This is a genomic window from Kocuria atrinae C3-8, from assembly GCF_000286355.1.
Lineage (GTDB): Bacteria > Actinomycetota > Actinomycetes > Actinomycetales > Micrococcaceae > Kocuria > Kocuria atrinae_A.
The window spans coordinates 1-10729 of sequence record NZ_AJXN01000095.1 but is presented as its reverse complement, the minus strand read 5'-3'; the positions used below and the strand labels follow the sequence as shown (position 1 = coordinate 10729).

Below are 10729 nucleotides of genomic sequence, written 5' to 3'. Positions count from 1 at the left end.
CCCGGGCGGCAACGGGCCCGGCGGACCGGCACGCGGCGGTGGTCAAGGTCGTGGAAGTGCCGGCCCCGCAGGGCCAGCGCGCGGAAGTAACCAGGACAGTGGTGGACCAGGCGGTTCCAATCGAGGCCACGGACAAGACGGCTACGTACCGGATCGGGCGAGCCAAGAGGATGGCGGTCAAGGTCGTGGTGGTCAGGATCACCGTGCCCAGGAGCCTGCACAGGATTACCAGGCCACGATGAACAACAGCCCCCCAATGAGCCACCGGCCTATTTCCGTGAACAGGAGGGCTTTGGTGCGCAACGCAGGCGCCCGCCGACCAAGACCAACAGCCCCGCAGGGAACAGACCTCGAACCAGGCCGGACAGACCCCGCGAGAGCAGGAAGTTCCTTCCCAGTCTCGCCAGCCCTCTCAGCACGATCAGCAGTCTCGCGAAGGAGCTCCGGAGTCCGAACCGGAGCCTTCTCCCGATGAGCCTGTGACCTCATGGTCCGTGGCAAAGATTCCACAGGGTGGACCCGACGACTCCTCCGCCTCGACCGGCACAGATCAGACTGGTGCGGCTCAGCCGGAGGAAGCCGAGGCTGCTACCGAGTCGGAGGACTCCACAGAGCCCTCCTCGGACCCGGCCACGCTGTCTGCCGAGGATTTCACGATCGGTCAAAGCAACGACGTCGCACATGACGATGCCGAAGATCGTGACGCTCCCCCGCCGGAGAACCCTTCGGGCACCGCCGACCAGGAAACTGCATCCGAGTCAGCGCCGGTCGACAGTCTCGGGCAACAGCAGCAGAACTCGCGAGACACGGGTGGCGCAGCCGATACTTCATCGGCAGCATCAGTGTCGACAGTCTCAGAGCCGACGGCGTCAGAGTCTCGGCAGTCTGCTCAGGCTCCGTCGTACGAGACGGAGCCCAGTAACGAGTACTGGACGCCCAACGAACCACCGCCTCCCCCGGAGGACGAGCCGCCCGCCGATCTGTATGAGACGTCGGATCGCCGCCCGGGCGGTCCACCCGAGAAAGCACCCGAGAAGGCACCCGCCCAATCTGGCGGCCCGCGTGGTCAGCGGCCCAGCTTCCGGGAACGCCATGCGGCAGAAATCGCCGCGGCACGGCAGCGCCCGGCTGCACCCCAGGCCGAGGACTCATCAGACACCAACGAGGACGAGAACTTCTCACCGAGTGCGGATGATGAGTCCATCGAGGACTCTTCGCTGTACGGGCGTGCGGCCATTGAACGAATTCTGGGGGGCTTGCTCATCGAAGAGCGCCCCCACCAAGCGAACTAACCGAATCCCCAAGGAGAACTGTGTACGAAGGCGCGGTCCAAGACCTCATCGATGAGCTGGGAAGGCTCCCGGGAGTAGGACCCAAATCCGCACAGCGCATTGCATTCCACCTGCTCGACGCTGACAAGGACGAGGTCCAGCAGCTCGTGGACGCCATCACCACGGTCAAAACGTCCGTATCTTTCTGCCAGGTCTGCGGCAACGTGACCGAACAGGAAGAATGCGCGATCTGCCGTGACGCACGGCGCGACCGCACCGTGATTTGTGTGGTCGAGGAGTCAAAGGACGTCATGGCCATCGAACGCACCCGCAGCTACCGCGGGCTCTACACGTGCTCGGCGGTGCCATTTCCCCCCTCCAGGCGTGGGACCCGACCAGCTGCGCATCCGGGAACTCATGACTCGGCTCTCGGACGAAACCATCCAGGAGATCGTGCTGGCCACCGACCCCAACCTGGAAGGTGAAGCGACCGCCACGTACCTCTCCCGCATGCTCAAAACCCTGGGCATCCGGGTTACGCGGTTGGCCTCCGGCCTTCCGGTGGGCGGCGACCTGGAGTATGCGGACGAGGTCACCCTCGGCCGAGCGTTCGAGGGGCGCACGGTCATCGCGGAAGCCAACTGAGTCCTCAGCTTCGCCTCATTGGACTCCGGAACGATCATGGTTGCGCGAACAGTTAGCATGGACGCCAAACCACTTGATCGCGTGATTCTTGCGCAGTCCGAGAGGAATGTATGAGCCTCATTGTCCAAAAGTTCGGTGGTTCCTCGGTTTCTGATGCCGATGGAATCCGCCGAGTTGCCCGCCGGGTCGCAGAGACCCGCAATGCCGGCAACGATGTCGTGGTGGTCGTCTCCGCCATGGGCGATACCACCGATGACCTGCTGGATCTGGCCAACGAGGTAGCTCGCAAGCCACCGGCCCGCGAGCTGGATATGCTCCTGACCGCCGGCGAACGTATCTCCATGGCCCTGTTGGCCATGGCGACATCCGCCATCGGTGTGCCCGCCCAATCCTTCACCGGTTCCCAGGCCGGCATGATCACCGACGGTGACCACGGCGCCGCCAAACTGGTGGAGGTCAACCCCTTGCGCGTGCGTGAGGCGTTGGACGCCGGAAACATCGCGATCATCGCTGGCTTCCAGGGTGTGCACCGCTCCACCAAGGACATCACCACGCTGGGTCGTGGAGGTTCCGACACCACCGCCGTTGCTCTCGCTGCCGCGCTCAACGCTGACGTATGCGAGATCTACTCGGATGTGGACGGCGTGTACACGGCAGACCCGCGCATCGTTCCTTCGGCGCAGAAGCTGGACCGTGTGTCCTCGGAGGAAATGCTGGAGCTCGCGGCCAATGGCGCCAAGATCCTGCACCTGCGCTGTGTGGAATACGCCCGCCGCTTCAACGTACCCCTGCACGTCCGCTCCTCGTTCAGCCACAACGAAGGCACGTGGGTCATGCCCACGCCCCACGAAAACTTCACGCCGCAAAAGGAGATTCCCTTGGAACAGCCGCTGATTTCCGGGATCGCACACGACCGCACCCAGGCCAAGATCACCGTGGTGGGAGTCCCGGACCGCCCCGGAATCGCTTCCCGCATCTTCCGCTTGCTCGCGGATTCCAAGGTCAACGTGGACATGATCGTGCAGAACGTGTCCACCGGCGATCGCCCCATGACCGACCTCTCCTTCACGCTGGACGAGTCCCAGGGTGACCTGGCGATGAACCTGTTGCGCGCCGCAGAGGAAAAGATCGGTTACACCAGTCTCGATTACGACGATCAGGTGGGTAAGATCTCCCTGGTGGGCGCGGGGATGAAAACGAACACGGGAGTGTCGTTCAAGTTCTTCGAGGCCCTGGCCAACGCGGACATCAACGTGGACATGATTTCGACCTCTGAGGTGCGGATCTCCGTGATCACCGATGTCAGCAAGTTGGACACCGCAGTGCGCGCGATTCACACCGCGTTCGGTTTGGACGCGGATAACGAGGCCACCGTGTACGGGGGAACCGGCCGCTGAGAATCTCAGTTCTTCAGATTTTCTGAGGTCACGGGCTGCCATCCAAGTGGCCCGTGACCTACACTTTTAGTGCACAAATTATCACCCAAGACGTAGACAAGACGTAGACGTTGGAGAGGCACGTATGAACACCCAGGCTGGTGAGAACCTTTCCGAGAACGCTCCGCACGATCCGTTGGCTCTGGGTAACCAGCTCTGTTTTTCCTTGTCCGTGGCATCGCGGATGGTGGTTCAGAGTTACCGCCCCATCCTGGAACCGCTGGGACTGACTCATCCTCAGTACCTGGTGATGCTGTCGCTGTGGGGCTCCAGCCCTCGAACCGTCAAAGACCTGAGCACCGAGCTCATGCAGGATTCGGCAACATTGTCACCGCTGTTGAAGCGGCTGGAATCCCGCGGCCTGATCTGTCGTGGCCGCGACCCCAAGAACGAGCGTGCCTTGGCCGTGACTCTCACGGATGAGGGCCGGGCTCTCAAGGACAAGGCCGCTGAGGTTCCGCTCGTCATGATGGAACGCATGGGCATTACGCCCGAGCAGGTCCACGAGCTCAACACCGCCATGCGGTACATGATCACGCAGGCAGAAGAAGCATCGCGTGCCTGAAGCCCTGTTCCGTGAGGAATGGCTGGCAGCGTCCCAAGCACACGAACAGCGCATTTCCGGTTTCACCGAACCGTTCCTGAACCGCAGGCACGAGGGTCGTAAGCACCCCGTGGAAGATTTCCTGTTCACGTACTACACCCTCTCCCCCGCCCAATTCACCCGGTGGCACCCCGGAGTTGGAACCATCCTGTTGGACGCCCAGGACAGAGCGGACTGGAAGTTCTACCGCCCCGCCACGGAGGCCGAGCTTCAGGAGGCGGGCGCGCCCGAGGGTGCGAGCGGCGTCGTGGTGGATCGTGAACGTTTTGTGGCCAAACGCGAGACCGCCATTCGTTTCATCCGGGAACTACTGTCCAACACCGTGGCTAAGACCGGCACGTTCGATTGCTTCGGCCTGCACGAATGGGCCATGGCGTACAAGGCACAGGAGAACGGTGTGCGTCACGAGTACGTGGGGCTCAGGTTGGGTGCGGAAGGTACCGACCGGGTGGTGGAATCGCACAAGATCCGCTGCTCCCACTTCGACGCGTTCCGGTTCTTCCAGCCCCAGGCCGTGGACCGCAATGAACTACAACCCACGCGTGAGGCCCAGCGGCGCATGGAACAACCCGGCTGCCTGCACGCGAACATGGACCTCTACAAGTGGGCGTACAAGCTGTTGCCCGCCGTGGATTCTGATCTGCTGGCCGATTGCTTCGAGTTGGCGTGGGATGTGCGCCGCACGGACATGGAGGCCTCCCCGTACGAATTGAGCGAGTGGGGCTACCAGCCGGTGCGCATCGAGACCCCGGAGGGTAAGGCCGAGCACGTGCGCCGCCAGCGAGCGTTCGCGGCCAGGTCGGAGGATCTGCGCGAGCGCCTCTTGAGCGTCACGGAACACTTGTTGGAAGTGGACGCGTGAGCTGGCAGCCGGCCGTGAAGGCGGCCGAACTGACCGAGGCGAACACCGCGGTCCCCGCGCGCGTTGACGGAACCGGGCTGCTCATCACTCGGGATGAAAGCGGAACCGTGCGGGCCTTCGAGAACCAATGCCCGCACCAGACCGCTACGGTGTGCCGCGAATCCCAGGTCGGTGAGACCACCGTGGAGTGTCCCAATCACTACTGGGTCTTCGGCTTGGACGGGACTTTCATGGGCTCGCGCATTGCACTGGCAGCCGGGCGCACCCCTCCGCCGGACCCCGAGAAGAACCTGCGGGAGTTCCCGTGCCGCGTGACCGACGCACGGTAGAGGTGGACCTGACCCCGGACCGATAGGATGGGCAAGGATTAGCTCGAATCTCAGGAGTTGTAATGGCCCGTATCGTGGTTGATGTTATGCCCAAGCCGGAAATCCTTGACCCGCAGGGCAAGGCGATCGCCAACGAACTGCCCCGTATCGGGCTGGATGGTTTCAGCGAGGTCCGTCAGGGCCGTCGCTTCGAACTCACCGTGGATGGTGAAGCAACGGACGAGGTTCTCGCCCAGGCCCGTGAGGCTGCCGAGAAGCTGTTGTCCAACCCGGTCATCGAGGACGTCGTGAACGTTTCGGTGCTGGACCAGGAGAACTGATCGTGGCCCAGAATTTGACCGCCGAACAGACCCCCCTGATCGCGGATCTGTCCCAGCCTGCACCCATTGCCGCGTTGCAGGACGTGCGCGTTGGTGTGGTCACCTTCCCGGGCACCCTGGACGACCGCGATGCCATGCGGGCCGTTGAAATTGCCGGTGGCACCGCCGTGCCCCTCTGGTACGCGGACGAGAATCTGCAGAACGTTGATGCGGTGATCCTGCCGGGTGGCTTCTCCTACGGGGACTACCTACGTGCCGGCGCCATCGCGCGTTTCGCGCCGCTCATGGACAAGATCATTGACGCGGCCAATTCCGACGCCGCTCTGCCCGTTCTCGGCATTTGTAACGGTTTCCAGGTGCTCACCGAATCGCACCTGCTGCCAGGCTCCATGATCAAGAACGAGCAGTTGAAGTTCATTTGCCGTGATCAGGGCCTGCGCATCGAGAACGCGGAGACGGCCTGGACCGCTCGCTACGAGCAGGGCCAGACCATCGTGGTACCGCTGAAGAACCAGGATGGCCAGTACGTGGCCGATCAGCGAACCCTGGACGAACTTGGAGCCGAGAACCGCGTGGCCTTCCGTTACGTGGGCGGCAACCCCAACGGCTCACGCAATGACATTGCGGGGATCACCAACGCCCGCGGCAACGTGGTGGGACTCATGCCCCACCCGGAGCACGCAGTGGAACCCGGTTTCGGCGCGGACTTCTCCGGCGCCGGTGACGTGGACATGCGCCACGGCACCGACGGCCTGGACATCTTCGTCTCCCTCCTGGAACGCCTGACCCGCTGACGCCCCGCGGGCTTAGCTGCCCGCTTTCACTATCCGACATTCTCGCGTGAGCGCCGGGAAGGCACCGTACGCGCCCACCACCACGGCAAGGGATTCTCGTAACCGACATGAGCGAAACTCACTTCAACCTGGACACCGTCGAACACGCCTCCTCCACCCCGGACATCGAACTGCCATGGGCCGAGCTGGGGTTGACCGAATCCGAGTTCGAACGGGTCAAGGAGATCCTGGGCCGCCGCCCCACCGCCGCGGAACTGGCCATGTACTCGGTCATGTGGTCCGAGCACTGCTCGTACAAGTCCACCAAGGTGCACCTGCGCCAGTTCGGTGACAAGGTCACGGACGAAATGCGCAAGGACCTCATGGTGGGCATCGGCGAGAACGCCGGCGTCACGGACATCGGCGACGGCTGGGCCGTGACCTTTAAGATCGAATCCCACAACCACCCGTCCTTCGTGGAGCCTTACCAGGGTGCCGCGACCGGTGTGGGCGGCATTGTGCGCGACATCATTTCCATGGGCGCCCGCCCGGTGGCCGTGATGGATCCGCTGCGCTTTGGCGCTATCGACCACCCGGACACCCAGCGCGTGGTGCACGGTGTGGTGGCCGGTGTGGGTGGCTACGGCAACTCGCTGGGCCTGCCCAACATCGGCGGCGAAGTGGAGTTCGACCCTTGCTACCAGGCAACCCGCTGGTCAACGCACTGGCCGTGGGCGTCATGCGCCACGAGGACATCCGCTTGGCCAACGCATCCGGCACCGGTAACAAGGTGGTGCTGTTCGGTGCCCGCACCGGCGGCGACGGTATCGGTGGTGCCTCTGTGCTGGCCTCCGAGTCCTTCGACGATTCCAAGCCCTCCAAGCGCCCCGCCGTTCAGGTGGGTGACCCCTTCGCGGAGAAGGTTCTGATCGAGTGCTGCCTGGAGCTGTTCAAGGGTTCGCTGGTCGAAGGCATCCAGGACCTCGGCGCCGCGGGCATCTCCTGCGCGACCTCCGAGCTCGCTTCCAACGGCGACGGCGGCATGCGCGTGGATCTCACCAAGGTGCTGCTGCGCGATCCCACCCTGACCCCGGGCGAAATCCTGATGTCCGAGTCCCAGGAACGCATGATGGCCGTGGTGACCCCGGAGAAGGTTGAGGCCTTCGAAGCGGTCATGGCCAAGTGGGACGTGGAGTACTCCTGGATCGGTGAAGTCACCGACACCGGCCGCCTGGTCATCGACTACCAGGGTGAAGTGATCGTGGACGTGGATCCGCGCACCGTGGCCCACGACGGCCCGGTCTACGAACGCCCCTACGCCCGCCCCGAGTCCCAGGACCAGCTGCAGGCCAACCACTTCACCGGCTCCCCCGAGGACGCTTCCCGTCCTTCCGGCGCGGAGCTGCGTCAGGCCGTTCTGGAACTGATGGCCTCCCCCAACCTCTGCTCCAAGGACTGGGTCACCAGCCAGTACGACCGCTACGTGCAGGGCAACACCGCCATGGCCATGCCGGATGACGCCGGCGTGATCCGCGTTGACCAGGAGACCGGACTGGGCGTGGCCCTGTCCACCGATTGCAACGGCCGCTACGCCCGCCTGGACCCGTACGCCGGCGCACAGCTCGCGCTCGCCCAGGCCTACCGCAACGTGACCACCGCCGGCGCTCGCCCCGCCGCCGTCTCGGACTGCCTGAACTTCGGTTCCCCCGAGGACCCGGACATCATGTGGCAGTTCGCCGAGGCCGTGCGCGGCCTGTCCGACGGCTGCCAGGAACTGGGCGTGCCCGTCACGGGCGGCAACGTCTCGCTCTACAACCAGACCGGCGGCGTCGCCATCAATCCCACGCCGGTGGTCGCCTTGATGGGCGTGCTCGACGACGTCGCTCGCCGCACCCCGTCCGGGTGGCGCGAGGACGGTCAGGCCATTTACCTGCTGGGCGAAACCGCAGACGAATTGGACGGATCCGAATGGGCCCGAGTGCGCGGCCACTTGGGAGGACAGCCTCCCAAGGTGGATCTGAAGAAGGAGCGTACCCTGGGTGACATGCTCGTCAACATGTCCCGGGATGGCATGATCGACGCAGCACACGATGTTTCCGAGGGTGGCTTGGCCGCGACCCTGTCGGAGATGGCCCTGCGCTTTGGCGTGGGCGCGCGGATCGGCCTGGGGGAAGTTGCCGAACGCGATGGCGTGGACACGTTCACGCTGCTGTTCTCCGAATCCCAGGGGCGGACCGTGGTGGCCGTGCCGCGTTCGGAAGAGGTGCGCTTCAAGGACATGTGCACCGTGCGCAACTACCCGTTTGCGCGCATCGGCGTGGTGGATGCGGAGTCCGGAGCCCTGGATGTCCAGGGTGAGTTCTCCGTGGACCTGGAGGCCTTGCGAGAGGCCCACAGTTCCACCCTGCCCAAGTATTTCGGTTGATCATAAGGACAGACACCATGACTGACGTTCTCGAAGAGCTCAGCCCGGAACGATCGATTCGCACCGAGCGCCTCTTGCTGCGTCCGTTCACCCAGGAAGAGCTGGAGGCCGCAGCAGAGACCGCTGACCTGCCGCAGTTCGCTCAGGGTTCCCGACTCCTGAGGATCAGGACTGGGCCCAGACCGCACTGGACGCCGGAAGTTATTTCTTCACCGAGACCATGTACTCCATGTTCGCGGTGGTGGACGCCGCCTCCGGCCAGATCATCGGCATGGCCGGTTTCGTGGGCCCGCCCATCGACAACGAGCTCGAGGTCGTGGGTTCCGTGGTCCCCCAGCGTCAGAATCAGGGCTACGCAGGGGAAGTTCTCCCCTATCTGGTGAACTGGCGTTCCAGAACGCAGAGGTCAAGGCCGTGAACGCTTCTGTTCCGTGGGGTAACGAGCCCGCGTGCAGGCTGTTGCTCGCAAACGGTTTCGCAGAGCACCCGTGCGGTGGTTCCGAGTCCGCCTACGTATACCCCCGGCCCGCGCAACACTGAGTTAGAGATTCGATGTACCCATGGATTCCGTACGACCTCTTGTCGCCGGACACTCTGCCCGAGTGGATTCTGATCGCCCTGGGTGTCATCGACCTGATTCTGAAGATCATTGCCCTGGGGTGGATCCCTCATAACCGCAGGCCTTCGGTGGCCCTGGCGTGGCTGCTCGCTATTTTCCTAATGCCCTACGCGGGTCTGTTGTTGTTCCTGATCATTGGTTCTTCTCGTCTGCCGCGGAAGCGGATGGAGAAGCAGGCCAAAATGAATGACATCATCCGGGAGAACACGCCGGAGGACTTCTCCCTGGGCGAGGAGTTCCACCATTTGCCGGAGTGGGTCACCACGACCGCCAAGCTGAATTACCAGTTGGGCGCGTTGCCCATGGTGGGTGGCAATGGTTTCGACATCCTCACGGACAACCACGAGTCCATGGAACGGATGGCCCGTGACGTGGACCGTGCCACGGACTACGTGCACTTCGAGTTCTACATCGTGGCCACGGATCGGGTATCCCAGGTGCTGCTGGACTCCCTGGTGCGGGCCCACGAACGTGGTGTCCGCGTGCGCATCCTGATCGACCACGTGGGTTCGTTGGGCTACCCCGGTTACGCGGAACTGGTGCGTCGCTTCAACGCCTCTGGCATCCCCTGGCGGCGCATGCTGCCGATCCGCCCGTGGCGCGGCGAGTGGCAGCGCCCGGACCTGCGCAATCACCGCAAGATCCTGGTGGTGGACGGATCAATTGCCTACACCGGTTCGCAGAACATCATCCACCGCTCGTACAACAAGAAGAAGAACGTCCGCCGCGGCCTGGAGTGGAAGGATCTGATGATCCGCTGCTCCGGTCCCGTGGTTGCCGAGCTCAACGCGGTGTTCGTCTCCGACTGGTACTCGGAGACCGACGACCTGCTCCTGGACGAGGCCACCGAGGTCCTCACGGACGTGGAAGGCCCCGTCTACGCGCAAGTGGTCCCGTCCGGTCCCGGGTTCGAGACCGAGAACAACCTGCGCCTGTTCAACCACCTCATCTACAACGCCAACCGCCGCGTGGTGATCTCCAGCCCGTACTTCGTGCCGGACGAGTCCCTGCTGCACGCGCTCACCACCGAGGCGCAGTCCGGGGTGGAGGTGGAGATCTTCGTGGGTGAGTCCTCGGATCATTTCCTGGCCCACCATGCCCAGAACTCCTACTATGCCGAGTTGGCGGAGGCCGGGGTCAAGATCTACCGCTACAGCTCCCCCACCGTGCTGCACGCCAAGTTCGTGCTCGTGGACGACCTGATCAGCGTGATCGGTTCCTCCAACATGGACGAACGGTCCTTCGCCCTGGACCTGGAAGTGTCCGTGATGATTGTGGACCGAGAGTTCCATGATCGCATGGAGGACGTGGTCGACGAGTTCAAGGCCTCCTCGACCTGTTGAACCTCGAGGCGTGGAACAAGCGCCCCATGCGACAGAAGTACGTGGAGAACGTCTGCCGCCTCACGTCGCTTTGCTTTAACGCCGACGACGCCGCTGCCGCGA

Annotated in this window: 9 protein-coding genes and 3 pseudogenes; all 12 read left to right on the top strand. The window is 63.7% G+C overall.

Going from position 1 to position 10729, the window contains the following annotated elements; translation table 11 throughout:
• Positions 1-242, top strand: a 242-nt coding sequence (locus YO9_RS0110400; protein ID WP_223286406.1) for a hypothetical protein, incomplete at its 5' end; no start/stop codon positions are given.
• A 237-nt stretch (positions 243-479) separates the two neighbouring features.
• Entirely contained in the window at positions 480-1292 is an 813-nt protein-coding gene (locus YO9_RS0110395; RefSeq protein WP_016997409.1) for a hypothetical protein, read from the top strand.
• 20 nt (positions 1293-1312) lie between these two features.
• Positions 1313-1916, top strand: a pseudogene (gene recR, locus YO9_RS0110390) (recombination mediator RecR).
• Positions 1917-2026: 110 nt separating this feature from the next.
• Positions 2027-3313, top strand: a complete 1287-nt coding sequence (locus tag YO9_RS0110385; protein WP_016997407.1) for an aspartate kinase — start codon at positions 2027-2029, stop codon at positions 3311-3313.
• Between the two features lie 124 nt (positions 3314-3437).
• Positions 3438-3917, top strand: a complete 480-nt coding sequence (locus YO9_RS0110380; protein WP_016997406.1) for a MarR family winged helix-turn-helix transcriptional regulator — start codon at positions 3438-3440, stop codon at positions 3915-3917.
• Entirely contained in the window at positions 3910-4818 is a 909-nt protein-coding gene (locus YO9_RS0110375) for a hypothetical protein (protein WP_016997405.1), read from the top strand. The genes YO9_RS0110380 and YO9_RS0110375 overlap by 8 nt, the downstream gene beginning before the upstream one ends.
• The gene (locus YO9_RS0110370; RefSeq protein ID WP_016997404.1) at positions 4815-5147 is read left to right on the top strand and encodes a Rieske 2Fe-2S domain-containing protein; all 333 of its coding nucleotides are present in this window, start codon (positions 4815-4817) and stop codon (positions 5145-5147) included. The genes YO9_RS0110375 and YO9_RS0110370 overlap by 4 nt, the downstream gene beginning before the upstream one ends.
• Positions 5148-5209: 62 nt before the next feature.
• Entirely contained in the window at positions 5210-5467 is a 258-nt protein-coding gene (gene purS, locus YO9_RS0110365; RefSeq protein WP_016997403.1) for a phosphoribosylformylglycinamidine synthase subunit PurS, read from the top strand.
• Positions 5468-5469: 2 nt separating this feature from the next.
• Entirely contained in the window at positions 5470-6261 is a 792-nt protein-coding gene (gene purQ / locus YO9_RS0110360) for a phosphoribosylformylglycinamidine synthase subunit PurQ (protein WP_016997402.1), read from the top strand.
• 107 nt (positions 6262-6368) lie between these two features.
• Positions 6369-8665, top strand: a pseudogene (gene purL, locus YO9_RS0110355) (phosphoribosylformylglycinamidine synthase subunit PurL).
• Between the two features lie 220 nt (positions 8666-8885).
• Entirely contained in the window at positions 8886-9083 is a 198-nt protein-coding gene (locus YO9_RS0110350; RefSeq protein ID WP_016997401.1) for a GNAT family N-acetyltransferase, read from the top strand.
• A 134-nt stretch (positions 9084-9217) separates the two neighbouring features.
• Positions 9218-10729: pseudogene (gene cls, locus YO9_RS0110345) on the top strand (cardiolipin synthase); the annotation flags it as partial.